The 26,676-nt window shown below is 51.8% G+C and carries 20 protein-coding genes; 15 read left to right on the plus strand and 5 right to left on the minus strand.

Going from position 1 to position 26,676, the window contains the following annotated elements:
* Positions 1-110 precede the first annotated feature (110 nt).
* The gene (locus FD25_RS06375) at positions 111-1,055 is read left to right on the plus strand and encodes a sugar-binding transcriptional regulator (protein ID WP_057802504.1); all 945 of its coding nucleotides are present in this window, start codon (positions 111-113) and stop codon (positions 1,053-1,055) included.
* Here FD25_RS06375 and FD25_RS06380 read toward each other — a convergent pair.
* Positions 1,052-1,837 carry an alpha/beta fold hydrolase gene (locus tag FD25_RS06380; protein ID WP_057802507.1) on the minus strand — a complete coding sequence of 262 codons (786 nt, stop codon included), beginning with the start codon at positions 1,835-1,837 and terminating at the stop codon, positions 1,052-1,054. The two genes, FD25_RS06375 and FD25_RS06380, sit on opposite strands and share 4 nt — an antisense overlap.
* 630 nt (positions 1,838-2,467) lie before the next feature.
* Between FD25_RS06380 and acnA the strand changes: the two genes are divergently transcribed.
* Complete coding sequence (acnA, locus tag FD25_RS06385; protein WP_057802509.1) at positions 2,468-5,158, plus strand: aconitate hydratase AcnA; 2,691 nt, start codon at positions 2,468-2,470, stop codon at positions 5,156-5,158.
* 16 nt (positions 5,159-5,174) lie between these two features.
* Positions 5,175-6,095 carry an AEC family transporter gene (locus FD25_RS06390; RefSeq protein ID WP_057802511.1) on the plus strand — a complete coding sequence of 307 codons (921 nt, stop codon included), beginning with the start codon at positions 5,175-5,177 and terminating at the stop codon, positions 6,093-6,095.
* Between the two features lie 52 nt (positions 6,096-6,147).
* On the opposite strand, the gene FD25_RS06395 is transcribed toward FD25_RS06390, so the two are convergent.
* Complete coding sequence (locus tag FD25_RS06395; RefSeq protein ID WP_057802513.1) at positions 6,148-7,035, minus strand: NAD(P)H-binding protein; 888 nt, start codon at positions 7,033-7,035, stop codon at positions 6,148-6,150.
* A 125-nt stretch (positions 7,036-7,160) separates the two neighbouring features.
* Between FD25_RS06395 and FD25_RS06400 the strand changes: the two genes are divergently transcribed.
* The 5 genes from FD25_RS06400 to FD25_RS06420 are packed head-to-tail and all read left to right on the plus strand — an operon-like array spanning position 7,161 to position 9,317.
* Positions 7,161-7,757: a TetR/AcrR family transcriptional regulator gene (locus tag FD25_RS06400; RefSeq protein ID WP_057802515.1), complete on the plus strand. Its 597-nt coding sequence runs from the start codon at positions 7,161-7,163 to the stop codon at positions 7,755-7,757.
* 58 nt (positions 7,758-7,815) lie between these two features.
* Complete coding sequence (locus tag FD25_RS06405; RefSeq protein WP_057802518.1) at positions 7,816-8,226, plus strand: hypothetical protein; 411 nt, start codon at positions 7,816-7,818, stop codon at positions 8,224-8,226.
* Between the two features lie 30 nt (positions 8,227-8,256).
* A complete protein-coding gene (locus FD25_RS06410) occupies positions 8,257-8,496 on the plus strand; it encodes a hypothetical protein (RefSeq protein WP_057802520.1) in 240 nt (79 codons plus the stop codon).
* 9 nt (positions 8,497-8,505) lie between these two features.
* Positions 8,506-8,913 carry a hypothetical protein gene (locus FD25_RS06415; protein WP_057802522.1) on the plus strand — a complete coding sequence of 136 codons (408 nt, stop codon included), beginning with the start codon at positions 8,506-8,508 and terminating at the stop codon, positions 8,911-8,913.
* The gene (locus tag FD25_RS06420; protein WP_057802524.1) at positions 8,910-9,317 is read left to right on the plus strand and encodes a hypothetical protein; all 408 of its coding nucleotides are present in this window, start codon (positions 8,910-8,912) and stop codon (positions 9,315-9,317) included. The genes FD25_RS06415 and FD25_RS06420 overlap by 4 nt, the downstream gene beginning before the upstream one ends.
* Before the next feature lie 58 nt (positions 9,318-9,375).
* Here the strand turns inward: FD25_RS06420 and FD25_RS06425 are convergent, their stop codons facing one another.
* Together FD25_RS06425 and FD25_RS06430 are read right to left on the minus strand one after the other, a co-directional pair.
* Positions 9,376-10,686 carry an NCS2 family permease gene (locus tag FD25_RS06425; protein WP_057802526.1) on the minus strand — a complete coding sequence of 437 codons (1,311 nt, stop codon included), beginning with the start codon at positions 10,684-10,686 and terminating at the stop codon, positions 9,376-9,378.
* Between the two features lie 285 nt (positions 10,687-10,971).
* A complete protein-coding gene (locus FD25_RS06430) occupies positions 10,972-11,955 on the minus strand; it encodes an aldo/keto reductase (protein ID WP_057802527.1) in 984 nt (327 codons plus the stop codon).
* A 158-nt stretch (positions 11,956-12,113) separates the two neighbouring features.
* Between FD25_RS06430 and FD25_RS06435 the strand changes: the two genes are divergently transcribed.
* The 3 genes from FD25_RS06435 (at position 12,114) to FD25_RS06450 (ending at position 14,703) form a co-directional block, all read left to right on the plus strand.
* The gene (locus FD25_RS06435) at positions 12,114-12,716 is read left to right on the plus strand and encodes an SDR family oxidoreductase (RefSeq protein ID WP_057802529.1); all 603 of its coding nucleotides are present in this window, start codon (positions 12,114-12,116) and stop codon (positions 12,714-12,716) included.
* 98 nt (positions 12,717-12,814) lie between these two features.
* Entirely contained in the window at positions 12,815-13,180 is a 366-nt protein-coding gene (locus tag FD25_RS06440) for a hypothetical protein (protein WP_057802531.1), read from the plus strand.
* A gap of 497 nt (positions 13,181-13,677) precedes the next feature.
* A complete protein-coding gene (locus tag FD25_RS06450; RefSeq protein WP_057802534.1) occupies positions 13,678-14,703 on the plus strand; it encodes a polysaccharide deacetylase family protein in 1,026 nt (341 codons plus the stop codon).
* Between the two features lie 80 nt (positions 14,704-14,783).
* On the opposite strand, the gene FD25_RS06455 is transcribed toward FD25_RS06450, so the two are convergent.
* Positions 14,784-15,920, minus strand: a complete 1,137-nt coding sequence (locus tag FD25_RS06455) for an ArgE/DapE family deacylase (protein ID WP_057802535.1) — start codon at positions 15,918-15,920, stop codon at positions 14,784-14,786.
* 189 nt (positions 15,921-16,109) lie between these two features.
* Between FD25_RS06455 and FD25_RS06460 the strand changes: the two genes are divergently transcribed.
* From FD25_RS06460 to preA, 4 genes are all read left to right on the plus strand, one after another.
* The gene (locus tag FD25_RS06460; protein ID WP_057802537.1) at positions 16,110-19,709 is read left to right on the plus strand and encodes a PD-(D/E)XK nuclease family protein; all 3,600 of its coding nucleotides are present in this window, start codon (positions 16,110-16,112) and stop codon (positions 19,707-19,709) included.
* Positions 19,702-23,475 carry a helicase-exonuclease AddAB subunit AddA gene (addA, locus tag FD25_RS06465; protein WP_057802539.1) on the plus strand — a complete coding sequence of 1,258 codons (3,774 nt, stop codon included), beginning with the start codon at positions 19,702-19,704 and terminating at the stop codon, positions 23,473-23,475. The genes FD25_RS06460 and addA overlap by 8 nt, the downstream gene beginning before the upstream one ends.
* 555 nt (positions 23,476-24,030) lie before the next feature.
* Positions 24,031-25,266, plus strand: a complete 1,236-nt coding sequence (locus tag FD25_RS06470; protein WP_057802541.1) for an FAD-dependent oxidoreductase — start codon at positions 24,031-24,033, stop codon at positions 25,264-25,266.
* Positions 25,259-26,527 (plus strand): NAD-dependent dihydropyrimidine dehydrogenase subunit PreA, encoded by a 1,269-nt coding sequence (preA, locus tag FD25_RS06475; RefSeq protein WP_057802543.1) that lies wholly within the window; start codon positions 25,259-25,261, stop codon positions 26,525-26,527. Before FD25_RS06470 ends, preA begins: the two co-directional genes overlap by 8 nt.
* Positions 26,528-26,676 lie beyond the last annotated feature (149 nt).

Consider the following 26,676-nt stretch of genomic DNA (forward strand, 5'->3'; position numbering starts at 1 on the left):
CGCCGAAATTTTAAAAAATTCAAAAAATACCAGTTATTTTTACATTTTTTAAAACGATTTCTGTGGTAAAATCATCTTACAAGCAAAAATTCGCGTAGGAGGAACGCCACATGGACGATATTTCACATCAAAAGTTGTTGGCCTTGATTGCCCAGGACTACTATCTGTCCCAACTTTCAATTGCCGATCTATCCACTAAATACCACTTAAGTCGTTACTTAATTACTAAACACCTGGATGAGGCCCTGAAGAGTGGGGTGGTCACCATTTCCGTCAACGACCCGATCGCCCGCAACGTGGCGTTGGAGGCCGAGTTTAAACGGCGCTTCGGGGTTCCCAACGTGGCCATCCTGTTTAACGCCGAGAATCCGGCGGAAGACGCGGACAACATCGTGCAATACGCCGCGATGCAGGTCCAGACGTTGATCGAACAGTCACACGTGGTCGGGGTGGCCTGGGGCAGCACGGTCTTTAGCATCATCGACCAGCTCAATGGTAAAGTCAGAAACGACCTGACGTTTACCCAGTTCGTCGGCGATAACATGAAGTACAGTTCGGTTGCCGGTTCCCGCCAGATGGTGGAGAAGGCCGCGGCCCGCTACGGCAGCCATTACGTCACGTTGGCCAGCCCGTTGTACGTGATTAACGACCAGATTCGCGCGGCACTCCCGCAGGAACCGGCCCTAAAACCGGCGTTTACTCAGGCCGCCCAGATGGACGCTTTGTTCTGCGGGTTCGGGACGTTGGCCTCCATCGAATCGATTCCCGTCTGGCAGGAACACTACGGGGACATCTTCCCGAACGTACCTGCCGACCGCATCGCCGGCATCCTGTACGGCCGGCCCTACGACGTCGACGGTAACTTCTTGAACCAGGGCGCCGACAAGACGGTCGGGTTACCACTCGACCAACTATTACGGACGCCGCGCCGGTTGGGCGTGATCCGTAATAAGTTCAAGACCGATGCGGCGTTAGGGGCTTTGCGCGGGAAATTGGTCACGGACATCGTCTTAAACGAAGCCATCGCACAACGAATCCTGGCGGCCGACGTTTAGAGGGTTTGCAGGAATTGCCCCAGTTCCCGATTAAAGGCGGCGGGTTGCTCGGCCATCACGATGTGGCCGCTGTTGGCGATGCCCACGCTGGAACCGTGGGCGGCGAGGGATGCCGTGACCGCCGCAAACTGGGGGTTGAAGTAGGGTGATTTTTCGCCAGCAATAATGAAAAAGGGCACGTGGAGTTGAGCGATGATATCGCGCCAGTCTTGAAACGCGTGGTCTAATAGGAAGGGAAGGTTGAGTTCGGCATCGTAAGGGTGACCGGCCTCAGCCTTTTTGACGTCCGCGTAAGTGGTGTCGGCGATGTGGGTAAAGGTTGCCGAACCCAGGGGAAACTGCAACAGGGTCGGAAAGGTATCCCAGGTCAGGTCGGTAAAGCCGAAGTTCCAGGTGTCATCGTTGATCATCTTAGGACTCTGGTCGACGTCGATGATTCCGGCAAGTTCGGCGTCACCAAACAGCGACACGTAAGCCCACAGGGTGGCGGCCCCCATGGAGTTGCCCATTAATAACGGGTGATTGAGTCCCAGTTGGATGATGAAATCGTGTAGGTCTAACGCGTGGCGGGTCATGCGTCGCCCCTTAACCGTGTGTTGGGAGGCGCCTTGATTGCGGGCGTCGAGGGCCAAGACCCGGTATCCTTGGGTGCTGAGCCAGGTGATTTGGTCGGCCCAAATTTCCTTAGCGCCGCCGATACCGGTGAGTAAGATCACGGGCTGCCCGGTTGTGGCGGTATCGCTGTAGTCGAGGCGGACGTGGTCGCTAGTCATAAATTTCATGAATTTGAAAACTCCTTCTATGTAATATGCTGAGTTAAGTATAAGCCCTGTGGTAGTGAACGGCCATAGACCAATATGGGAAATAGACTAAGGCAGTTGATAGTTCAATTTATAGAATGCTAGATAAAACGAAAATAATATTTTTATTAACGTTCGGAATCTCTAGATAAATCAATGGTGCAAGTGACTAAATAATTGTTGGTATTTTGGTTGATTAAATTATTTGTCATAGAAAACTCATAATAGTAAAAATAGTTATGATTGATAAAGATAAACATCACGCTGTAAATATACAAATACGTTTGTATTTTTAAAAAAATACAATTATTTTTTAAAAAAGTTAACAAGATAATATGATTTGTGATATGATAATTTGTGAAAGCTGATACATGTGATGATTTTAAAGCATGAAGCTCTCATTTTTAGCGGCGGTTGTCGTAGTTGTTAACGATTATTTAGAATCAGCATTTATTAATATTGGCAAATGTAATCGGATACAATCTACGGAATGCTCAATTTGTTTCAAAACGTCAATTAAAGGAGATGTACCGAACCAGCTAGCTTAATCGTCGATTATACCGATTAACCAATAATTGTCCCCCCACAAAATATTGGAAGAAGGAAGCTACAGTGAAAAAAGCAACCTATTTAACAGAATCAAAGACGGGTAATCAATTTTACGATATTAAAAAAGTCGCTATGGATCACGGCGTTGACTTGGAAACTTTGCCCTATACAATTAGAGTTTTGTTGGAAAATGTAGTTCGAAATAGTCATGACGAAGATTTAGAGAACAACGTTCAGGACGTCTTAAATTGGGAAAAGAATGCGGATAAAACGGTAGATTTTTATCCGTCACGCATTATTTTGCAAGATTTGACGGGGGTACCAGCAATTGTCGATTTAGCTTCACTGCGAAGTGCTTCTGAAAAAATGGGAATGAGTCCGGAAAAAATTAATCCAGAAATTCCAGTAGATTTAGTGGTTGATCACTCTGTTCAAATTGATAAAGCCGGCAACGCGGCAGCCTTTGCTTACAACACGAAAAAGGAATTTGAACGGAATCATGAACGTTATGAAATGATTAAGTGGGCGCAAAATTCTTTTAAGAATTTTCATGCAGTGGCACCAGATACTGGAATTATTCATCAGATTAACTTGGAATATTTATCACCGATTGTTCAGAAAAAAGTGGTCGATGGTGCAACGTTGCTTTATCCCGATAGTGTATTTGGAACAGATTCTCATACCACTATGATTAATGGGATCGGGGTCCTTGGTTGGGGTGTTGGTGGAATTGAAGCCGAAGCAGCCATGCTGGGGACAGCTTCAAGTTTTCTAATTCCAAAAGTTGTGGGGGTTCAACTGACAGGAAAACTGCCATCTGGCGTGGTAGCAACGGATCTTGCCTTAACGATTACCAATCGATTACGACAAACTAACTTAGTTGGTAAGTTTGTTGAATACTTTGGCACAGGTTATGAACAGCTAACTGTTGCAGATCGAGCAACTATTGCGAATATGTCGCCAGAGTATGGGTCAACTTGTGGCTACTTCCCATTTGATCAACACGCAACGGATTACTTGGAATTGACGGGACGCGATGCTGATCAAATTAAATTAGTTAATGAATACTTACATAACAATGATTTGTACTATCAAGCTGACGAGCAGGATAAAATTCAATACTCTGAAGTGATTAAAATTGATTTATCGAAGGTGACGACAAGCGTTGTCGGGCCTAAACGTCCACAAGACTTGGTTAAGTTGAATGATGTTCCTCAAGCCTTTGCGGAATCCATCTCAGCGCCCAATGGTAATCATGGATTTGGGTTAGAGCCACAAGCGCTTGACAATCATGAAGAAGTGACATTAAGCACCGGTGAAACGGTCGACGTTCAGGCGGGAGATATTCTACTATCCGCGATTACGAGTTGCACGAATACGTCTAACCCAACGGTTTTGATTGGGGCAGCTTTGTTAGCAAAAAAGGCAGTAGAAAAGGGAATGAAGATTCCCGCCAAGTTAAAACATTCTTTTGCACCTGGTTCTCAAGCCGTCAAAGAATATCTGGAAGCGGCTGGATTATTAACTTACCTTGATCAGTTAGGGTTTAACATTGTTGCTTTTGGTTGCACGACTTGTATTGGAAATTCCGGGAAATTAGATCCAGCCTTGGAAGAGCTGATTGCTCGACGGAAGGATTTAGTCACGGTGGCCGTAGAGAGTGGTAATCGTAACTTCGAAAGTCGGGTTCACCCTAACATTAAGTCGAATTACTTAGCTTCGCCTATCTTAGTTGTGGCGTACTCGCTGGCAGGAAATGTCCGGGTTGATTTACAGAAGGACCCAATTGGAAAAGATCAAAATGGTCAGGATGTTTATCTGAAAGATATTTGGCCATCTACTGAGGAAATTAATCAGTATGAAAAGAAATACGTTTCGACGGCTATCTATCGGAAGGTTTATAACGACATTTTCAAAGGAACCAAGGAATGGAATGAACTGAAGGTTGGTCATTCGGCTACGTTTGATTGGGATGACCAGTCTACGTATATTGCTAATCCGCCGTACTTTGATGATCAGATTAAACATATTAACAAACTGCCACGCTTTAAGAATATGCGGGTCTTAGCTAAAGTTGCCGATTCCGTGACGACGGACCATATTTCCCCTGCCGGAGCTATTTTGAAATCTACGCCGGCCGGACAGTACCTGACCAAAAAGGGGTTATCCGAAGTTGATTTTAATACCTATGGTAGTCGGCGAGGTAACCATCACGTTATGGTTCGAGGAACGTTAGCCAACTACAGTCTGCATAATCAATTGGCGAACGGCAAGCAAGGCGGTTTCACTAATTACCTACCTGAAAACAAATTAACCACCATTTATGAAGCCAGTCAGAAGTATCAAGCGGCAGAAACGGAATTACTGGTGATTGCCGGTAAGGACTATGGCATGGGATCTTCTCGTGATTGGGCGGCCAAGGGTGTGAAACTCTTGGGGGTTAAAGCCGTAATTGCCGAATCCTTCGAACGGATTCATCGGTCTAATCTGGTCATGATGGGAGTAGTTCCTCTGCAATTTAAAGCGGGAGAAAGTGCGGAAACGCTTGGTCTAACAGGAAAAGAAACGTATGATATCGCTATTCCAGATAACTTGAAACCAGATCAGGATATTCAGGTCACGGCAGTGGATGACCATGGCAATACGACAACCTTTACAACGACACTACGGTTTGACTCACAAGACGATATTGATGATTATCGTTTCGGTGGTATCTTGAATAAGGTCCTCGATCGGAAAGTCAACGAAGATTAGGCCGGAGGCGACAAAAATGATTGGAACTTTGATTTTCGCGTTACTTCCCATCGTTGTAACTATTGCGTTGGGGATGTACGCTGCAAAAATTGGCGATTTTGGAGAAAAAGATAGTCAAAAGTTAACTCATTTAGTTCTGCACTATGCCTTACCCATGAATATTTTTGCGGGAATCTGGGGGACACCACGAAAAGTGATCATTGCAGATATTCCGTTGGCTTGCTGGATTGTTGTGGGGATGCTAGGTTCTTATCTTCTGGTTTGGTTCTTCTTGAAAAAAGTACGTCATGTTGATGAATCAATTTCCGTTTTACGGGCGCTATCAATTGCGGATCCATCTGTTCCATTTATTGGATCAGCCATTTTACCACTGCTATTTGCTGAATCCATTGCTTCAATTGATATTGGGATTAGTACTTTAATGATTAACGTTGTCCTGTTGCCAATCATATTTGCACAGATGGCCTCCATTAGTGGGGAACATGTTACGTTTGGTGCGCGAGTTAAACAGACTTTGAAGAAACCACTAGTTTTTTCGGCGCTGTCAGCATTTATTCTCTCTATGCTGGGATTACAAATTCCAGAACAACTCGTTAACACGTTTACGGTTTTAGGGAAGTCTTCAGGTGGTTTAGCAATGTTCGCAACGGGGATTATTCTTTATAGCCGGGATTTGAAGTTGACGCGTCAAATTACAATCAATACGTTAGCCAAAAATATTGTCGTACCTTGTGTGATTTGGGGACTGATGGTGCTTCTACGAATGCCAGATGATGTTATCCGGGTCGCCGTTGTCACGTTAGCCATTCCAACGGCAACGATGCCAACCAGTTTAGCAATCAAGTACAAGTCTGGGGAAGCCGAAATGGCGTCAACTCAATTCTATACGACAATCTTTGCGGTCGTTTCTTTGAGTTTCTTCATGTTAATTCTCTAGTAGTTAAATAAAAGAAATCCAGTCTTAAGCGGCTGGATTTCTTTTTGTCTGATTATGATTGTACGTAGACTTGGGCAAATTCCTGAGCAAAATCGGTCAACTTAGTGGGGCCTAATACGGGCCGGTGAGCCCGATAGTCGGCGTAAAAGTCGTGATCACGTTCGTACGCGGTGGTTTTGACGTACTGGGTCGCAAATTCCGTGGGCATGCCGGCTTGGGTGAGGTTAGTCAACATGGTGGCGTCACTGATCTGAACGGCTTTAAGGTCTGGAAGGCCGATGGCGGTTCCTAAACTGGCCGCAACTTCGGTAAAACTCCGTTCGTCACTAGCCACGTACTGGCTGGTCACACCGGCAGCCGGGGCCGTTAGCGCCTGAGCGACTACGGGGGCGATATCCTGTGGCGCCACCCAAGAGTTACGTTGGGTCAGATCGCTGTTGGTGTAAATGACGTGATCGTGTTGAATACTGGTTAGGTTATTGAAGAGGTTATAGAACATCCCGGTCGGCCGAATGAACGTCAGGTTCACGCCAGAAAGTTCGTGCGTCAAGACGCTTTCGATGATGTTATAGATGTGTAATGAGCCCACCTCAGGTCCCAAGTTGGCGCCCACACTACTGAGATTGACCACCCGGGTGACGCCAGCCGCCCGTACGGCGTTGGCGTACAAGTCGGCCTGTTGCCGGCCGGCAGCAAAGAGGTCATTGCCGCCCGTTGCGTTGGTGATCATCAAATAAACGGCGTCGGCGCCGGTAAAGGTCCGGGTCAAAAAGGTCTGGTCGGCAATGCTGCCGATGGCGGGGGTGGCGCCTAATGCACGGATGGCGGTTTGACGCTGCGGGCTGTGACTGATAACGGTCACGGCGTGGTGGGCGGCAACCAATTGCTGCACTAGGGGACGGTTAATGTGGCCTAACGAGCCGGTTAAAACAATTTTCATAATTGCGGACTTCCTTTTTTATAAAATATAAGTCTATCTTTTAACTGCGACCATTATAAAAGATAGACTTATATTTTGTCAACGCCTATAATTGACTTAACTAAATTTTACGGAGGTCGTTGCGCATGAAACCTAAAGACGAACAGAAACATCACCGCATTCTCACCGCCGCCATCACCATTCTGGCGCGGGGCGGGTTAGCGAACTTTTCGACCACTAAGGTGGCCAAACTGGCAGGGGTTCCCCAATCCAACCTCTACATTTATTTTGCCAACAAACAAGCATTACTAGACGCCGTATACGTAACGACCGTCCACCAACAAAGTGTGGCAGTGACGGCGGCGTTAGAGCCACAGGCGTCTTTGGTCACCCAGTTAGCAACCAGCGTGACGGCACTGTATCGGTTTGCCACGGCGTACCCGGAGGCGGCCGGGGTGATTCGGCTGTTAACGGCCGACCAGCAGTTTAAGCTGATGACGACGGCTAAGGCTGAAGATCCGGCTAATCAGCAAATTCAAACGTTACTGGCGACGGGGGTGCGTCAGGGGATTTTACGACCGGGGGGCCTTAATTTATTACGGTATTTTCTAACCGATCCGGTGTACCATTACGCGGAGTTACCGCAGAGTGATGAAGCGGGATTACCCGTACTCACCCAAATGATTCTGGGGGCCGTCCTGCAACCAGACGTTTATCAGCAATGGGTGTTAAACCAGCGATAGAACGACCCTTTTTTCGACACGGGTTGGTATGCTAAACTAATTAATGAGGAGGGATAACATGCAACGACGAACTTGGGTGACCGCTTTAGCCGGGATCATTGGGCTGGGCGTGATTAGTTTTTTTAGTTTCAACTTGGCTTATAGCTTGCCCGTTAAGGTGGGCACTTTCGTAGGACTAGTGTTGTGCCTGGGGTACATCCTGTGGTTCTGCCTCAAGGTTGCCCCGACCTACCCGCAGAAGTGGTGGCAACGTAACTTCCACCCGTTACAGGAACTGGCGGTGGTGATCATCATCGGGGTGTTCTGGCTGATCAGCGATAGCCTAAAAACGCCGCTCACGGCCTTCTCGTTTAACCTGTGGCACGTGGCGGACTTCATTAGCTGGATGCTGGTGGTCACGACCGGGATCTTAGGGGTGACGCAGGTCGATTACCGGCGGCGCCTCAAGGGCAGTCGCGAAGATCGGTAGTCTAACTTAGGGGACGGAGGTAACTTTAAAATGCTTAAATATCATCTCTTCTGGCGAGAAGTGCTCGACCAAGTGGAACTGCTGTGGGTCGTGACGATTCCCGTGACGTTCGTGCTTAAGGGCGTGATGGATCTGGTGACGCAAGGCCAGTACTTTTGGTGGCACTACATCCAACTATTTGCGGACGTTACGTTGGGTAGTGCGGTGTGTTTCACGCTAACGACGGCGCTGAGTCACTGGTACCGTCACGGCCATTCGAAGACGAAGTAGGGGGATTTTATGGGGAGAAAATGGCAACGCTGGGGACTTTTGACCACGGGAATTTTATTGCCGGTGGTCGCTAGCGTGCTTCGACAGATTAACGGGGTTAAGTTACAACTAGTTCTGGCGATGACGATGCTGGTGGTGAATGTTTACGGCGCTTTGGTGATTAGTGACCCGAAACGCCCCCTGGCCGACTTTGGTTGGGCAAAGCATCGGAGTAATGCTTTAGAGTTTTGTACATATTTAGGGCTGGAAATCGTCGTTGCTCTGGGGCTGATCTTCTGGTTACCGTCGCCTCAGTCCGGCGGAATAATTGACATCTTAGCGGCGTTTCAATTCTTTTATTCGTCGTTAATTTTGTTAGAGGCCGGGTTCGTTAAAGCGATTCGAACCCGCTACCCGGATGGGGGCCGGCGCCGATGAACCTAACGGAAAAGTTAGCGTGGGGGTTAGCCGTGAGCGTCGGGACGGCCCTGTTTTTTGGTTTTGGCGTCAAGGGGACTTGGTTCGTACGACTGCTTTGGACCGGTTTCGTATTGCTGGTCAATGGGAGCGCTGCTGGGATCATTGCGCGTTACTGGGACTGGCTGAGTGATACGCGTCGGACCCATCAGAGCGATACGGACCGCTTAGATGAATTCTTCTTTACGTACGTCTTATTTATCATTCCAGATATTCTCTTTTTTGGGGTGGCAAGCTCGTGGTTCACCGCCTTTTTGTGGCGGGTGCTGTGGGACGGAACCATGTTACTCTGTGGCGTGGCCCTGTTACTGGATATGGAGTTCATCTATTATCGAGTCGTGCGCCATCAACCACCGCGGCAATAACGTAAAAACCGGACCATCCCTGCACGGGGTGATCCGGTTTTTTAGGCAATTAGCCTGATTATTTAGCGTTTAAAATCCAGAGGAACAGGACGAAGACGACGGCCAAGCCGTACATCATTGCGCCGACCTCCTTGCCACGCTTAGCGGCAATCATGGTCAGCGGGTAGGTGATGAACCCTAACGCGATCCCGTCGGAGATACTGTAGGTCAGCGGCATGCCCAGCACAATCAAGAAGGCGGGAGCGGCTACTTCGAACTTTTCCCAGTGGATGTTCTTTAAGGATTGGGCCATCAACACCCCGACGATAATCAGGGCGGGCGCGGTGACTTGGCTGGTCACGACGGCCAGCAACGGGGAGAAGAAGGCCCCGAAGATGAACAGAATCCCGGTGGTGATGGCGGTAAAGCCGGTCCGACCACCCACGGCGATCCCCGCGGAGGATTCCACGAAGGCGCCCATTGGCGAGGTCCCTAACAACGAACCGACCACCATGGTACTGGAATCGGCCATCAGGGCTTTCCCAATCCGGGGTAGCTTGTTGTTCTTGACCAGGCCAGCCTGTTCGGCCAACCCGACCAGCGTCCCGGTGGTGTCAAAGAAGGTGACCAGTAAGAAGGTCAGGACCACCACCATGAGTTGCAGGGAGTTGATGCTGCCGGCGTGGGTCAACCCGACCATGAACGTCGAACTGATACTTGGGACGCCGGAAATGATTTGATGCGGCATCGGAATCAGCCCGGTGACCAGACCTAAGATCGAGTTGGCAATCATCCCGATGAAGATGGCTCCGGGAATCCGGGCACTCATCAGAATCAGGGTCACTAACAGGCCGAAGATGGTCAACCAGGTGCTGCCGACGTGTAAGGAACCTAACGTCAAGAAGGTCGACTTATCAGCTTGAACGATGCCCCCTTCGCTAAGACCGATGAAGGCAATGAACAAGCCAATCCCGGCACTGATGGCCATTTTGAGGTCACGGGGGATGGCGTCAACCACCTTTTCCCGTAACTTGAAGGCCGTTAAAATCATGAATAAGATGGAGGCCACGAACACCCCGGCCAGCGCCGTTTCCCACGGCACCTTCATCCCAATGACCACGGAGTAGGCGAAGAAGGCGTTAATCCCCAGACTCGCGGAAATGGCGATGGGGTAGTTGGCGAGAATCCCCATCAGGAAACATCCAAAGGCGGAGGCAAAGGCCGTTGCGGTAAACACGGCCCCCTGATTGATCCCAGAAGCCCCTAAGACCTGGGGATTGACGAACAGAATGTAGGCCATGGAGACGAAGGTGGTTAACCCCGCCAGCATTTCGGTCTTAAAATTCGTTCCGTTTTCCTTAAAGTGAAAATACTCGGCAATTCGTTGCATACTGTGCACTCCTTAAATCAATAGTAAAACCCGAACGTTTATTGAAATAGTTCGGGTTTATTCGTTCTCTCTTTACTTAAGTAGTGTATCACACCCACCAAATGATTACAATTCCGAATTACGATTTTTATATAAAAACGATTGTTCGTAAATAGACCGAATGGGTTTAAGGGATTGACCCCTTAAAAAAAGCTCGGCACAGTATCACGGTCTACGAGAAAAATTCGTGAAGACCGTGACGCTGTGCCGAGCCTAATCTAAGTAAGTGGGGACGTGCAAAATCAGTTAATCGGGATCCGCGAGGGATTTCCCATTGGCGGTGTGTTTGAAGGCCGCAAAGGCGGTATCGATGAGGCGGTAGTCGGCGTCCGTTAGGGTCACGTCTAAGGCTTGGGCGTTGGCCTCGACCTGTTGGGGATGCTTAGCGCCCGGAATGACCACGCTGACGAGTGGGTTTTGCATGTACCAGGCCAGAACGACTTGGGCAACCGTTGCGTGATGGGCGGTCGCGATGGGGCGCACTTGATCGATGGCGTCTAGGGCCTGGGAGTAGCGGGGGTCCTGGAAATCGCTGATTTGACTGCGAATGTCGTTAGCCGGGAAGCTTACGGTGCGGTCGTACTTGCCGGTCAGCAGGCCCGAAGCTAATGGGAAATACGGCACGAAGCTGATTTGGTGATCCTTGAGGTACGGCATGAGGTCGGCTTCGTGGTCGCGGTGGAGGAGACTGTATTCGTCTTCGACCACGTCCACGTACCCGTCGGCGTTGGCTTCCTTGACCTGTGCGAGGCTAAAGTTAGAGACCCCGATGGCCCGGATTTTCCCCTGTTCGCGAAGACGTTGGAGGGCCCCGACCGCTTCGGCCTTCGGCGTTTGTTTATCGGGGAAATGAATATAGTAGATGTCTAAATAATCGGTGTTGAGGCGTTTAAGGCTCGTTTCGACCTGCTGGGTCAGAAACTGCGGGTCGTTATTGATGATTTGTTCGCCACTAGAAAAGTCCTGCGCGCCCTTGGTGGCCAACGCAAAGCTGTGTCGATCGAAGTCGTGCATGGCTTGACCAACTAATTCTTCGGAGTGACCCATGCCGTAAACGAAGGCCGTATCAAGTAATTGAATGCCCTGATTTAACCCGGCCTTGACCAGCGCCAAGCCGTCTTCGTCCCGCAAATCGGGGAAGAGGTTGTAGCCACCCACCGCGTTGGTCCCGAGACCAAGGGGGGTGGTCCGAACGTCCGTCTTACCGATTGTTACCTTATCGTGTGTCATCACAAAACCTCCTAGTTAATCAATGAAAACGGATACACTATCCTGAATTCATTATAACTGAATTCGTGAGGGGACGGGAATATCTCGCTAAATTTGTCCGGCTATTTTCGCGACTCCGGGTTTCTGGTACACTGGGAACCAAGAGAGGAGCGATCATGATGACAACTTATTTAATTATCGGGGTTAATCCGATTGGGGTAACGGTGGCGCGCCAATTGGTGGCCCAACCGGAGACCACGGTGCGTTACTTACACGGCGCGACCACACACTTACCAGCCGACCTGGCGGCTCAGGTGACCGAGCTAACGGGAGACCTACACAAGGCTGTCACCTATGGGCCCGCTTTGCAGGACCGGCCGGTGATTTTCTCGGCCCTAACGGGGATGGATGTCGATTGGGCCTTTGAGGCGTTGTTCGATACCCAGTACCGCCAGCAACTGCCGTTAACGCGCTTTGTGATGCTTAGCACGGCGGGGGTGGATCAAGAGGTGAGTGGCGAGTTGACTTATCCCGGGATTACCGACGTACCGGAATATCTGAATCAACAACGTTACGCGGTCAAGCAGGTTGATGAGGCGGAGTTCCCGTACACCATTTTACGGCCGGTGACGTTAACCGATGCACCGGCCACGACGCCGACGATTATCGCCGAAGGTCAACCGGTCCCCGCCGGCAATGTTTCACGTGAAACAGTGGCCCGGGTAGCGAGTGATCTCGTGTTAAACGGGGGTCACGACTATCAATCGCTGGCAATTTGTTAAGGAAACGAAAAGGACGCCCCACTTGAGACGATTTGCGATATAATTGCGGTTAATAAGGACGGTTCTTTGTTAGAATAAAGAACGTGGGGGTGAAAAGAGTGGCCTTAGACATCAATGATCAGCAATTACAGATTGTGCGGGAACGCATTGACGAAGCTAATCAGAAATCACATTTTGTGATCTTTCAATCTGTGGAAAAGGATACGGGGAAGGTCTTGCGTCTGATTACGGACATTGAGAGCTTCCGGACGATTCAGGAACAGCATCAAAACGATGCCCAGATGATCATTATCCAGGACATTGTGCCAATCACGGACACGTTAGCACGGTGGGCGGTCGCGGAAAACATGGCGGCCCAGCAACAAGACAATGCGGACGTGTTAGCAGATCTGGAAGATTGTACGAATGACGTTTTAAGAGAAAATCACCAGGCGGAAAACGCACCCGATGACGCAGACAACTAGGCAGCCGACAAGGTCGGGTGCTTTTTTTATTACAGAGTGTTCCGAAGGGCGGTTAACTGGCGAGCATTAACGTCGTTGGGGAGAAAATCCCGAACTTGGATTTTTCCCCAACGGGGTTAAGCGGAACCAGTTGCCCGGTAGGAACACGTTTCGATGCCGCCAACGCCAGGTAGATAAAATCCTGGGTTTGGATTTTTTCTCTAACGGGGTTAAGCGGAGCGGGCTGCCCGGTAGGGACACGTTTCGGCAATCTAGGGAATTCGTCGAAATCTAGCCAAGTGATTGGTTCAGCGGCGGTCACTCGGAGCTTCAATTATGGTAGAAACCCGAAACGGTGGTCCATTTAAACCGCTAAGGGCCATAGGTTGTTCAGTGAATCATGCATGTCGTGGCAGTCCTCAAAATTCAAACAGCGTTAACCACCCCGTTTAGGGTAAAACCTGCTAAACTGAAACTAAGTTATGGGGATGCTAAGAATTTTTGAGGAGGGGATCGTTATGCACTATTCATCACGCTGGATCACTAGCTTGGCAGCCGTCGCCGCTGTTATGGGGATGACGGGACTAGGACTCACGTCGGCACAAGCTAAGACGACGACCAAAAACAAGGTCGTAACGTTTAGTCAACTAACTAACCATAACGCGAACCGCTTAGCGGCGATTCGCCAAGCGGCACGCCAAGAGATTTTGACGACCACGCACGCCAAGAGTAGCCGGGTCGCGGCCGTCTATAAGGTTAAACTGCCGCATAACATGACCAAGAAGGCGACGCTGACCAAGGACGGCGTCAAGATGAACCTGCTGCCGAACAGTTTCAAGGTTAAGCACATCACGATTCCGTACAAGCAACTTCAGGGAAAGGTCGTCAACAAGTACTTACCCAAGGCGAACCGGGTGACACCGCTAAAGGCCAAGAAGGTCGTGGCCTTAACCTTTGATGACGGACCGGATCCAACTTTGACGCCACGATTGTTGAAGACGTTGAAGGCCAATAAGGTCCATGCCACCTTCTTTGAAGTGGGCCAAAGCGTTAGCCGTTACCCGAAGGTTTCTCGCGCCGTTCTTGCCGGGGGCAACGAGCTGGGCAACCACTCGTGGAACCATCCCGACTTTAACGCCATTGGGACGGCCAAGACGGTCAGTCAGGTCAACCGCACGAATCAGGCAATTTACAAAGCCACGGGACAGTTGCCGGAATACGTTCGGCCACCGTACGGGAACATCACGGCTGCCGAAGGTCGCGCCATCGAACAACCGATTATTCGCTGGTCCGTGGATTCCCGTGACTGGGCTTACTTAAATACTCAAAAAGATATTAATTCCGTGGTCGGCGCTACGCGTAGCGGGTCCATCATTCTGATGCACGACATTCATTCGCAGTCCGTTGCGGCGGTCCCAACCATCATTCATAAGTTGAAGGCTAAGGGCTACCACTTCGTGACGGTCGGTCAGTTGTTAGATCAACAAGCCTTACCGGGGTTGCAGTACTTCGGGCAACACGATTACCGCACCGCGGGCAAGTAAATTAAATTTATTTCAAACAAAAAAGCAGCTCGCCAAATGATGACGGGCTGTTTTTGTATGATAGTCACGATGAGTCAGCGTTAGGCTAAGAACTTTTCGGCTAACTGTTGGTAAACGTGTTGGACGTGAATAAATTGATCAAGGTCCACGGATTCATTTAACGCGTGAGCGGCGGACCACTCGCCGGCCCCATAAACCATGACCGGGAAGGTGTGCGCCGACTTGGTAAACTCGGAGGCGTCGGTGGCCCCGTGAATGACTTCTAACTTGATGGCGTGACCGAATTCGGCATCGGCAATCTGCTTAGTCAGTTGAATCAACGGTTCATGTTGATCGCTGATGATCGGCTTGAAACTGTAATCAACGTGGAGCTTCAGGGTCGCCTTGGTCGCCGCGTTTAACCGGTCAACGACTTCGTTTAACCGCTTGATGACGGCGGCGTTATCGAATTCTGGGATGGGCCGAATATTGCCTTGGAGTTCGGCGTTGGCGGGGATACTGTTGACCTGTTCGCCCCCGTTGAAGACCGTGACGTTGTGGACCAGCGGACCGAGTTCGGGGCTCACTGGCGCGTCGTCAAAGGCGGTAGCTTCGGCCGTCACGAATTTGATTAAATTGGTGATGGCGTTAATGCCCTTTTCTGGCATGGAACTGTGCGCGCCCTTACCTTGGCAGAAGACGTGGTAGTTCAACGACCCGTTGTGGGCATAAACGATGTTACCGCCGGTGGGTTCCCCAATGACCATCCCGTCTAAGTCGTCGGCAACACCTTGTTCCGTTAACATCCGAGAGCCCATGGCCCCATTTTCTTCGCCCACGGTCCCGATGAAGCGTAAGCGACCGTTGAGTGTCGTCTTTTGGTCGGCTAACGTGAGGAAGGTGATGACCATGGCGGCCAGACCACTCTTCATATCCGCGGCCCCACGACCGTAGAGTTGGTTATTTTCGATGTGCGCGTCAAACGGCGGAAATTCCCATTGGGCAGGATCCCCCGTGGCGACGGTGTCCAGGTGACCGGACAGGGCTAGGACCTTCTCCCCCGAACCGATTTCAGCAATCAGGTTGCTCCGGTCGGGGGCGTAGGGGATGAGTTTGCTGTCAATACCATGGTTGGCAAACAATTTTTGAATATAACTCGCCACGGCGGCTTCGTTACCATTCACGGAATTAAGACTGACCAGGTGTTGCAGAATTTGAATCTGTTCGTTCTTTTGCATAAAGTTAAGCCGGCTTTCTCATCATATTTTAATATTGTCTCCAGTTTAGCACGCTTGCCGGTAGTGGTGTGTAAAAAGTTGGAAAAGATTGCCATTTGCCTTTCATTTATACGAACATACGTTTGCTGATGGGCCAGGCTATGCTAAAATGGGGACAACGACAATCAGACAGGGGAGGTTCCTCATCACATGAGTTTACAGTTTATTTTAGGCAGTGCGGGCCGTGATCACCGCACACCCATGATTACGGCGATGGCCCAGCACTTGACCGATCAGCCCACGGACCAGTGTTATTACCTGGTTCCCAACCACATTAAGTTTGAAACCGAAGTGGACGTTTTACGGGCGTTGCAACAACGACTGGCGCCGGACCAACCACTCTTCGCCCAGACACAGGTTCAGGTCTTTTCGTTTACCCGGTTGGCCTGGTTTTTCATGAAAAATGAACCGGTCTACCAGCTTCCCCGGATCTCACCGGCGGGGCTGAACATGTTGATCTACCAGATCATCCAAAGCCACGCCGACGAGTTGACCATCTTCCGGGGTGAGGTGACGCGGCCCGGGTTTATTAGCCAGCTGACCACCCAACTCTCGGAATTACGGGTCGGCCAGGTCACGGCCAGCGATTTGACCGCCGCGATTGACCGGTTGGCACCGGGGAATGCGGACCTACAAGCCAAGTTACACGACCTGCTGATCATCTATGCGGCCTTTGAAACGCAGATGCAGGGGAAGTACGTGGCCAACACGGACCTCTTAAACCAGTTGGCCGATTACTTGACCCAGGTCGATTTGAGCCACGCCCACTTTTATCTGGAGGGTTTCTCCCAGTTGAGTGCGCAGGAACGTCACCTGGTGACGGTCCTCATTCAGCAGGCCGCCAGCGTGACCATCGCTTTGAACCTGGATCAAGCCTACCCGCAGGAATTGCCCCCGGTGACTGACCTTTTTTTCCAATCGGGTAAACTCTACCACCAACTCTACGTGAACGCGCGGGCCAACCACGTGGCCGTTCAGGTCGATCAGCGCGCCCAGGCACCGCGGGTATCGGCCGACCTGTTAGCCTTAGACGATTACTGGCAGACCAGTAACACGATTGGCGCTAAACCGGCACCAGCCGCCACGGTTCCGACGCAACTGCGGTTGTTCGCAGCGCCGAACCGCTATGGTGAGGTCGCCCACATCGCCAACCAGATTCGCCGGATGGTCGCGACCGGCAACTATCGCTACCACGACTTTCTCATTTTGACGCGACACTTGGACGCCTATCAGACCGTGATCGATCCCATCTTTAGCATGCAAGAGATTCCGTACTTTGACGACGCGGACGTGCAGATGGCCGACCATCCCTTCGTGGAACTAATCAACGCGTTGTTTGATATCCAACGCCGAAACTACCGCTACAGTGACGTTTTTCGGGTTTTAAAAACGGAATTATTGTTACCGAAAGATGCCGACGGGCAACCCCTCGACCGCGAGACTTACCGCCAGGCCGTTGCGTTGACCGAAAACTTCGTGCTGAAGACCGGCTTCGAAGGCCAAAAACGCTGGACGCAGACCGACGATTGGCAGTACACCCGCTTTACACTCGGGGACGATACCGTGCAGACCTCCAAAGATCAGGCCATCACCCGCCAAATCAACGTGATTCGCCACTTCATCGGGCAAACCTTACCACCGTTTTTCAAGGCGCTCAAAAACGCGAAGACCTATACGGCTGCGGCGACGATTCTGTATCAGTTTCTAGCCAATCACGGGGTCGCCGATCAATTGATGACCTGGCGGGATCAAGCAATCGCCGACCAGAACTTGACCTTGGCGGGCCAACCGGAACAGACCTGGCAGACGTTTTGTCAGATGCTCGATGAGTGCCACGCCATCTTGGGCGACCTGGCCTTTGACCAGACCGATTTTCAGGCGCTTTTACAGGCCGGCTTTACCGGGGCGAAATTTAGCCAGATCCCGTCCACGTTGGACCAGGTCATGGTGTCCGAAAGTGGAATCGTTCAGGCGAACAACCGTAAGGTGACCTTCCTGATGGGCGCCACGGCCGATGCGATGCCGGACAATCAAGTCCCCGCCACGCTACTGGCCGATACCGACCGGCAAGAGCTGAGTGCCCAACTCCAAGCAGCCAACGAGGACGCCTACTTACGTGATGATGCCGCTACCCAGTTAGCGGGGGAGCCGTACCTGAACTACTTAGGGTTCCTGAGTGGCAGCGACCAACTGATTTTCAGTTATCCAGTAACTAACGACGGGGAAGCCGACTTACAAATTTCACCGTACCTGGCGCGGATTCGGGACCACTTCCGGTTACCCGTGATGACGGTCAACACCACGCCAGCCGTCGACGGCCACGACGTGCAAGCCTTTGTGGGGACGCGGCGTACCACGTTGCGGCATTTGGTGCAGGCCAGCCACGCCAGCCAATTGGCGGGCCAACCGTTAGCCGCCAACTGGTTAGCCATCATGACCCGGTTGCGTCAAGATCCGCAGTATGGTGAGTTGACCACCAAGTTGCTGGGCAGTCTAAAGTATCGAAACGTGCCCACGCGGCTGACGCCCGATATCGTGACCCAGCTTTACGGAAATAAGATCAATACGTCCATTTCGAAGTTGGAGGAATACTACGCCAACCCGTACGCCTATTTCCTGAAATACGGCTTACGACTGCAAGAACGGGACGTTTTCGAGCTGTCACCGGCTAGCACCGGGGAATTTTTCCACGCCACGTTGGACGACCTGATCAAGATGGTCAAAGACCAGCGGTTAAACTTAAAGGACCTCGATACCGATCAGCTCCGGGAGATGACCGATGAGGCCGTGGCCAAGGTGCTTGACGTGACCCAGAATCCGCAGTTTGCGATTCTGGAGAGTTCGGAACGCATGGGCTACATTCGCACCCAACTGATCAAAACCATGCAACGGATGGCCTGGACGTTACAACAGCAGAGCCAACGGACACCGTTGCGACCGCGCAAGACCGAAGTTCAGTTTGGGATGGGGGACCAACACGGTTGGGCGCCGTTGACCTTTGACCTGGCCAATCACCGTCAGGTCAGCGTCCGGGGCCGAATCGACCGTTTAGACCAACTGGACGTGAACGACAAGACCTACCTGGGCATCGTGGATTACAAGAGTTCACCGCATCAGTTTAGTTTCCAGGACGCCTACTACGGGCAGGCCATGCAGATGCTGACCTACCTGGACGCCGTGAAACAAAACTTTGCCAACGAAATCGGGGTGCCCGCGACCACGGCTAACCTGGCCGGGGCCGTCTACCTCCACCTGCAGGACCCAATCTTAAAGGCCGCCGCGGTCAAGGACCCTAATAACCCGTTACTCGACCTGTTGAAGGCCGAGCGTTATCAGGGATTATTGTTGGAAGACGAAGAATTCTTGGAAAACGTCGAAGAATTGTTCCAGACGAAAAACGATTATTCACAACTCTTCCAGGGCCTGCGAAAAACCGCGAAGGGCTTCACGTCCAGCAGTAAGTTACTGGTCACACCGGGAGAACTCGACGATTTGTTGGCGCACACGGAGCATTTGATTCAGCAGGCCGCCACGCAGATTTTTGCGGGGAAGGTCGACTTGAGCCCGGTACGGGAACAGAACAAGACGGCCCTGCAGTATTCGCCGTATAAATCGATCATGCAATTCGACCCGTTACTTCAAGAAAACAGTTATCACGATTTACAACCGCTTAAGCGCGACGAGGTGCTGAAATTAATTCAAGCCGAGATCGTTAAGCGCCAGGCCGCGAAGGGGGACCACCATGAGTAGTCATTTTCAATTTACACCGAGTCAGGATCAGGCCATTCATCAGGAAGGGACCGATCTTTTAGTTTCCGCTTCGGCGGGGTCCGGAAAAACCCGGGTGCTGGTTCAACGGGTCATCGAACGCCTGAAGGGCGGGACCGGCATCGACCACATTCTCATTGTGACCTTCACCAAGGCCGCCGCGGCCGAAATGCGCGACCGCATTCAAACGGCGTTGCGGCAAGAACTAGCCGTGACGCAGGGCGACAGCCAGCGGCAGCAATTTTACCTCAAGCAGTTGAATTTATTACCGGTAGCCGACATCAGTACGTTAGACGCCTTTTGTTTACGAGTCCTGCAACGCTACTATTACGTCATTGACTATGATCCGGTCTTTCGGTTACTGGCCGACAACACCGAAAGTAGTTTGCTACGCGATGAGGTTTGGACGGACTTACGCGAGCAACTTTACGCCGATGATCAGGACGGTCAGTTTGCCCGCTTGACGGAAAACTTCTCCGGCGACCGCAACGACGACGGGTTAACCGACCTGGTTCAACGCGTCTACACCTTTGCCGATGCGGCGCCGGACCCGCAGGCGTGGTTGGCGGCGTTACCTCAAGCCTATCAATTGGAAACCAATCAGCTCACCCAGAGTCGGTTTTATCAAACGCAACTGCAACCGTTGCTGGCGGCTCAGTTCAAGCAGATTCGCGCCGATATAGCCAGTGCCCAGGAAATGGCCGAAAACGTGGGCCTGATCAAGCCGGCCGACCACCTGGCCGATCTGTGTGAGGCGTGGGATCAGTTGATCACCGATCTGGCCACCAGCGAATGGAACGATTTGCGCGACCGCGTTCAAAGCTTTAAGTGGGGTCGGATGCCCGCGGTCGCTAAGACCGACGAAAACCGACCAGTTCTCGAGGAACTGAAAAAGACCTACTACGAACCGGCCCATAAACAGTGGAAGTCGTTATTGGAAACCTATTTTCTCCAAAACGAAACCGACGTTAAAGCGACCATGCAAGCTTCAGCGGACTTGGTGACCGAGTTGGCCCGGGTGGTGGGCGCTTACCGGGATGCCTACCTGCAGGAAAAATTCCGGCGGCACGTCTTGGATTTTGCGGACGTGGAACACGCGGCCCTGGAGATTTTGAGCCAAGACACCCCGGATTCGCAGCACGTGCGAGAGCAGATGCGTGACCAGTACGCCGAAATCATGGTCGACGAATACCAGGATACGAACAGTCTTCAGGAAGCCATTTTAACGGCTATCGCGCAGCCCGCACCGACGGGAAACCGGTTCATGGTGGGGGACGTCAAACAGTCCATTTACCGCTTTCGGCAGGCCGACCCGACGTTGTTTATGGCCAAGGCCGACCGGTATGCGACCGACGCTCAGGCTGGCCGCACCATCACGCTGGCCGAAAACTTCCGCTCCATGGAAAACGTCGATAATTTCACCAACCTGATTTTTAAGCAATTGATGAACCGTGAATTAGGTGAGGTGGCTTACACGGGTGACGCGTTGCTCAAGTTCGGCGCGACCTATTATCCCGATGACGTGCAGAGTACGGCCGAGTTATTGGTCTACCTCAGTGACGAACCCGCGACGGATGACGAGTCTGAGGCCATGGACGAAACCTTTCAGGTTGACGATAAGCATCAAGGTGAGGTGCTACTGACCGGAAAGAAGATTCAGGAACTGATTGCGGCCAAGACCCCCATTTATGACCGGGACGCCAAGGTGACGCGGCCCATTGAGTACCGCGATATCACGTTGTTGACGCCGACGCGAACGAATAACCTAATCATTACCGACGAGTTGCGCCGGTTGAACATCCCCGTGGTGGTCAACGACGCGCAGAACTACTTCAAGACCACCGAAATTCAGATCATGATGGCTCTATTACGCCTCATCGACAACCCGTATCAGGACATCCCGTTGGCGGCCGTCTTACGGTCGCCCATCGTGGGCCTGAACGAAAACGAGTTGGCCCTCTTACGAATTACCCAACGCACGGGTGACTATTACCAGGCACTGTTGCATTTCCAGCACACCTACAACGATCATCAGAGCAGTGACATGCAAGCGACCGTTTACCGAAAAATCAGTCACTTCTTGGAACAACTTCGGCAATTCCGCGACATCGCCCAACAGAACCAACTGGTGACGTTGATCTGGCGGATTTATCAGGAGACGGGTTTCTTGGACTACGTCGGGGGGATGCCCGCCGGCGCCCAACGGCAGGCAAACTTACATGCGCTCTACGAACGGGCTCAGGCCTACGAACACAGTAGTTTCAAGGGCTTATTCCAATTCGTGCGGTTCGTGGAACGGTTGCAGGAACGCGACGACGATTTAGCGAGTGCCAACGTGCAAACGGCGACCAACGCCGTTTCCGTGATGACCATTCACGGGAGCAAGGGGTTGGAATTCCCCGTGGTCTTCTTGATGGATGCCTCGCGGCAGTTTAACCGGCAGGACCAACAGGGCAACTACGTCCTAAGTGGCAAGGACGGTATCGGTATCGACTACCTCAACACGCGCACGCGGGTCAAGACGCCGAGTCTGCAAAAACTCCTGACGGCGCAGGCCATTAGTCGGTCCAGTTTAGCCGAAGAAATGCGGAAACTTTACGTGGCGTTGACCCGCGCGGAGGCCCGGCTCTACATCGTGGGTTCGGCTAAGAGTCGGGACCAAGCCCTGACGACTTGGAGTCAGGCCTTTCAATCCGAGGACCTGGTCTTACCCGCGACCATGCGGGAAAAGTCGACGGTGGCGAATTACCTGGATTGGGTGGGGATGTGTCTGATTCGGACGCCCCAAGCCCAGCAGCAGGACTGGCAAGCAGAACACGCCGCAATTAGTCCGTTGGCGGGGGATCCGACCCACTTTGGGGTGACCTTTGCTACGGCGGCCGAGCTGGCGCCCAGTGAAGCGGTCGCCACGACGCAGATGGACTGGTTGGACCAGGCCCAAGCCGCGGCCGATCAGTTGACCGTTACGCCGGTGGTTGATGCGGCCTTGCAGCAGGTCATGACTTTTCAGTACCCGCACCAGGCGGCGACCGGGACCACGGCCTATCAGTCCGTTTCGGAAGCCAAACGACTCTTCGAGGAACCCGATACGGCCTTGATGGCGGAGAGTCAAACGACGCCCACCGGCCAAGCCGGCCGGCGGTACGTCAGTCACGACTTTGCCCGGCCCGAGTTCTTACAGACGGTCCGGGCGCCACTACCGACCGAAATCGGCACGGCGACCCACCTGGTCCTACAGCAATTAGACGTGACCACGTTACCGACGGTTGACCGGATTCAAGCGTTGATCGACCGGTTAGTGGCGGGCAAAGTGCTGACCGCCGAGGTGGCTCAACGGGTGGACCCGCAGGCCATTTTACGGTTCTATACCACGCCGGTGGGCCAGGCGATTTTAGCCCATCCCGACCAGGTCCACCGTGAAGTGCCGTTTTCGTTATTGATGCCGGCCAAGAGTCTGTTCCGGGACTTCCAAGAACGGGAGTCGCAGGTCCTAGTTCACGGGATTGTTGACGGTTATTTGACGACACCCGAGGGGTTAATCCTGTTTGACTACAAGACCGACCACGTGAACAGCCGGGACCAGCAAGCCGGCGTGGCCAAGTTGGTCGACCGGTACGCGGGGCAGGTCAACCTGTACGCCTTGGCGTTACAACAGATGACCGGTCGGCCGGTCCAGCACCAGTACCTCTATCTCTTGGAGATTGGAGAATTGGTGGCGGTCGCCCCGAAACCACTCCAAACGGACTAAGGAACACAACATACACAATAGCGGCAAGCCAAAGGCGGTTTTCCCCCAATTACGGGTGGAAAATCGCCTTTTTGAAACCAGCGGCTAGTTAAGTAAAAGCCCAGTAGACCTAAGACACGACTGGGAATTGCTGGAGAAGAACGGGAGAATATACCCAGTATTTTATGCTAAAACAGTATATTTATTTTACCGACAGGCATGCCGGCAAGTATGTGAAATTCTAACGCGTGGTTATTTGAGTGAAAAAGCCCGTTAATCAGATTATTCATGGACATCTATATAAAATAATGCCTTTTTACCGGATAAATTATGTCTAAAAGGGTTTGAACTAGGAACAAAAATAGTAGTTTAACTAATAAGGCAATTCCCTTAAAACGTTCGGCAGGATCACCAGGCCTTTCGCGTCTTGAAAGCGCTTCTGCTAAACTTCCTCATGTAAAGCAAGCCCGGTTCATTGCTTCAGCCATTATTCCACTAGCCACCATTTAACCACGAGCGAACCGGCAAACTTCTGTTACGTTACCCTATCTTTTTAAAGTGAGGAGCCAATCTATCATGAGCAATAATTATACGAAAGAAGATTCGGGTTACACCATGACCACGGTCGCCGAAGAAGCGGCCCGGTGCCTTCTCTGTCACGATGCCCCGTGTACCAAGGCTTGTCCGGCCGGCACTGATCCGGCCCGTTTCATCCGTAGCGTGCGTTTCCGCAACATCAAAGGTGCTGCCGAAACCATTCGGGAAAATAACGCGTTAGGTGCCATCTGTGCGCGGGTCTGCCCCACCGAAAAGTACTGTGAACTGGCCTGCTCCCGGAGCGGCATCGATGTTCCGATTGATATCGGTGGGATCCAACGTTACGTCACCGACTTCGAACAACAAGCCGGGATGAAGATCTTGGAAAAGGGCAAGGCGAACGGCCTGAAGATTGCCATCGTCGGGAGTGGCCCTGCCGGGTTACAATCCGCTACGACCTTACTCGAAAAGGGTTACGCGGTCGATATTTACGAAAAGAACACCAAGCCGGGTGGTTACTTGACCTACGGGATTCCAGAATACCGTTTACCACAAAACATCGTGGACTACGAAATCAAGCGGATCACCGACTTAGGCGCCACCTTACACCTGAACACCGCCATTGGGAACGACATCACCATGGACCAACTGAAGGCCGATTACGATGCCGTGATCTTAGCCGTTGGGGCCAGTGAAGCCAAGATGTTACCAATGTTTGACAACCAAGCCAACGTCGAAACGGCCGTGGACTTCTTAGCCCGCGTCAAGGACGCCCAAGGCGAAGTTAGCGAACCCGATAACGTCGTTGTTGTTGGGGGCGGGGACGTGGCCATGGATGTGTCCACCACGTTGAAGCGCTTAGGCGTTAAGCACGTCACCGACATGGTCTACGAAGAATTTGCCGAATTCCGGGCTTCCAAGAAGGAACTCGCCGGCACCCAAAAGGCCGGGGTCACCATCGTGGACGGTTACGTTCCCGAATCCATGACCGGTAACGAGGTTACTTTCAAGCACCGGAAGATCGATGCTGAAATGAAGATCAAGGCCGACAAGGTCATCCTAGCCATTGGCCAACAGGTCAACACTGACGGCTTAGGCATCACCACCAAGCGTGGCGAAGTGCCATTCATCGGTTACCAAACCCAAGATCCAAAGGTTTACGTGACTGGCGATATCGCGCACGGTGACAAGACCGTCGTTTGGGCCGTTCGCAAGGGTAAAGAAGTTGCTGAAGAAATCGACAAGACGTTAATGGGAGGTCGCCAAAATGATTAATAAAGATTTAGGAATTGACTTTCTGGGCGTGCATTTTGAAAACCCGTTCTGCTTGTCGTCATCGCCCGTCGACAACTGTTATGAAATGTGTGCCAAGGCCTTCGATGAAGGCTGGGGCGGGGTCGTCTTCAAGACCATTGGACCGGCACACTTCAAGATCGACGAAGTGTCACCCCGGTTTGACGAACTGACCAAGGAAGGGACCCCATTCGTGGGATTCAAGAACATGGAACAGATCGCCGAACACCCGCTGCAAGAAAACCTGGACGACTTAACCAAGTTAAAGAAAAACTACCCGAATAAGATCGTGATTGCCTCCATCATGGGGACTAACGAAGACGACTGGGTAGAATTAGCCCGGTTAGTCACCGAAGCCGGGGCAGACATGATCGAAATGAACCTGTCCTGTCCGCAAATGACCTCGCACGCCATGGGGTCCGACGTCGGGACCAACCCGAAGTTAGTCAAGAAGTACTGTGAAGCCGTTAAGCGCGGGTCCGACCTGCCAATGATGGCCAAGATGACGCCAAACATCACCGACATGGTGCCGGCTGCTAAGGCCGCCATGGATGGTGGCGCCGACGGGATTGCCACCATCAACACCGTGAAATCCGTCGCTAACCTGGACCTCGACAAGAAGGTCGCCTTACCAATCGTGAACGGTAAGTCCTCCATCTCCGGGTTCTCCGGGAAGGCCGTTAAGCCAATCGCCCTGCGGTTTATCCAACAACTACGGGTCGCTGCCGGGATGGAACAACTGCCAATCTCCGGGATTGGTGGGATCGAAACCTGGGAAGACGCCGTTGAATTTATCCTGTTAGGCTCAACCACGTTACAGGTCACGACCGCGGTGATGCAGTACGGTTACCGGATCGTCGAAGACATGAAGAACGGGTTGATGCACTACATGGAAGAACAGGGCGTTGACCATCTGTCCGATTTGGTAGGGATCGCCAACAAGAACATTCTGCCCGCCGAAGATCTGGACCGGGACTACAAGGTTTACCCGAAGATCGACTGGGACAAGTGTATCGGCTGTGGCCGGTGCTTCATCTCCTGTTTCGATGGGGCGCACCAAGCCATTACCTGGGACGAAAAGACCCGGCGGCCGTCCGTCGACTACAGCAAGTGTGTCGGTTGTCAGTTGTGTAACCTGGTCTGCCCAGTGGGCGCCATCTCAACCGGGAAGATTGAGATGAAACCGGGTCGTCAAGGTAACGTTGAAGATATTGATATTGAATCAGTTCGTTTGACGCACTAGTCAATCGACACCTAAGCAACACCCAACAGTTCGTTTGACGCACTAGTCAATCGACACCTAAGCAACACCCAACAAACTTATGCAAAGACCCGCACCGGCTAATCGCACCGGGGCGGGTCTTTTGTGTGGATTGAATTAGAGTCTGTTTT

Origin of the sequence: Levilactobacillus acidifarinae DSM 19394 = JCM 15949 (genome assembly GCF_001434835.1) — a bacterium.
Lineage (GTDB): Bacteria > Bacillota > Bacilli > Lactobacillales > Lactobacillaceae > Levilactobacillus > Levilactobacillus acidifarinae.

Excerpts from the sequence above, each read along its gene's own strand:
- FD25_RS06380 (WP_057802507.1), bottom strand. The coding sequence starts at position 1,837 with ATGAAATTTATGACTAGCGACCACGTCCGCCTCGACTACAGCGATACC.
- FD25_RS06375 (WP_057802504.1), top strand. The coding sequence starts at position 111 with ATGGACGATATTTCACATCAAAAGTTGTTGGCCTTGATTGCCCAGGAC.
- FD25_RS06455 (WP_057802535.1), bottom strand. The coding sequence starts at position 15,920 with ATGCAAAAGAACGAACAGATTCAAATTCTGCAACACCTGGTCAGTCTT.
- FD25_RS06415 (WP_057802522.1), top strand. The coding sequence starts at position 8,506 with ATGGGGAGAAAATGGCAACGCTGGGGACTTTTGACCACGGGAATTTTA.
- FD25_RS06450 (WP_057802534.1), top strand. The coding sequence starts at position 13,678 with ATGCACTATTCATCACGCTGGATCACTAGCTTGGCAGCCGTCGCCGCT.
- FD25_RS06435 (WP_057802529.1), top strand. The coding sequence starts at position 12,114 with ATGACAACTTATTTAATTATCGGGGTTAATCCGATTGGGGTAACGGTG.
- FD25_RS06470 (WP_057802541.1), top strand. The coding sequence starts at position 24,031 with ATGAGCAATAATTATACGAAAGAAGATTCGGGTTACACCATGACCACG.
- FD25_RS06400 (WP_057802515.1), top strand. The coding sequence starts at position 7,161 with ATGAAACCTAAAGACGAACAGAAACATCACCGCATTCTCACCGCCGCC.
- FD25_RS06410 (WP_057802520.1), top strand. The coding sequence starts at position 8,257 with ATGCTTAAATATCATCTCTTCTGGCGAGAAGTGCTCGACCAAGTGGAA.
- FD25_RS06395 (WP_057802513.1), bottom strand. The coding sequence starts at position 7,035 with ATGAAAATTGTTTTAACCGGCTCGTTAGGCCACATTAACCGTCCCCTA.
- preA (WP_057802543.1), top strand. The coding sequence starts at position 25,259 with ATGATTAATAAAGATTTAGGAATTGACTTTCTGGGCGTGCATTTTGAA.
- FD25_RS06430 (WP_057802527.1), bottom strand. The coding sequence starts at position 11,955 with ATGACACACGATAAGGTAACAATCGGTAAGACGGACGTTCGGACCACC.
- FD25_RS06420 (WP_057802524.1), top strand. The coding sequence starts at position 8,910 with ATGAACCTAACGGAAAAGTTAGCGTGGGGGTTAGCCGTGAGCGTCGGG.
- FD25_RS06390 (WP_057802511.1), top strand. The coding sequence starts at position 5,175 with ATGATTGGAACTTTGATTTTCGCGTTACTTCCCATCGTTGTAACTATT.
- FD25_RS06460 (WP_057802537.1), top strand. The coding sequence starts at position 16,110 with ATGAGTTTACAGTTTATTTTAGGCAGTGCGGGCCGTGATCACCGCACA.
- addA (WP_057802539.1), top strand. The coding sequence starts at position 19,702 with ATGAGTAGTCATTTTCAATTTACACCGAGTCAGGATCAGGCCATTCAT.
- FD25_RS06405 (WP_057802518.1), top strand. The coding sequence starts at position 7,816 with ATGCAACGACGAACTTGGGTGACCGCTTTAGCCGGGATCATTGGGCTG.
- FD25_RS06425 (WP_057802526.1), bottom strand. The coding sequence starts at position 10,686 with ATGCAACGAATTGCCGAGTATTTTCACTTTAAGGAAAACGGAACGAAT.